Origin of the sequence: Mesorhizobium sp. M2E.F.Ca.ET.209.01.1.1 (assembly GCF_004010375.2) — a bacterium.
Classification (GTDB): domain Bacteria; phylum Pseudomonadota; class Alphaproteobacteria; order Rhizobiales; family Rhizobiaceae; genus Mesorhizobium.
On record NZ_SADP02000415.1, the window covers coordinates 1 to 372 of the forward strand.

The 372-nt window shown below is 59.7% G+C and carries 1 protein-coding gene; it reads left to right on the forward strand.

Annotated features, from left to right (window positions below):
- The coding region (locus tag EN852_RS41300; protein ID WP_189546427.1) for a hypothetical protein at positions 1–190 on the forward strand (190 nt) is incomplete at its 5' end.
- Between the last annotated feature and the right edge of the window lie 182 nt (positions 191–372).

The window sequence follows — 372 nt, forward strand, 5'->3', positions numbered from 1 at the left end:
GCAGGCCATCTATGGCGGCGATGGACGGTGGGAAGACGCAATCGCCAAGGCTCTTCACATGCCCGACACGATGCCGGAGGCAATCCGGGATATGTGGAAGAAGAATCTCAAAATCGCCCACGACAACAAGGTGACGCTCACGCCTCAGCAATTTGCGGAAATGTTTGTGGACAACAACTTCGTGGGTTGAGCGCTCTTTCGGCATCTGGCTTCCGCAGGCTTGTTTCGCTCAGGGATCAAAGCCATGCCCATACGCATCGTCCCCGCCACACTGCGGGACCTTTCCTATATCGCCGCGAACCTCCGTGCCGAGGACCGGGCCGAGATCGACTGCCAGCTCGACCACTGGACGCCGGCACTGCTGGCGCTGAC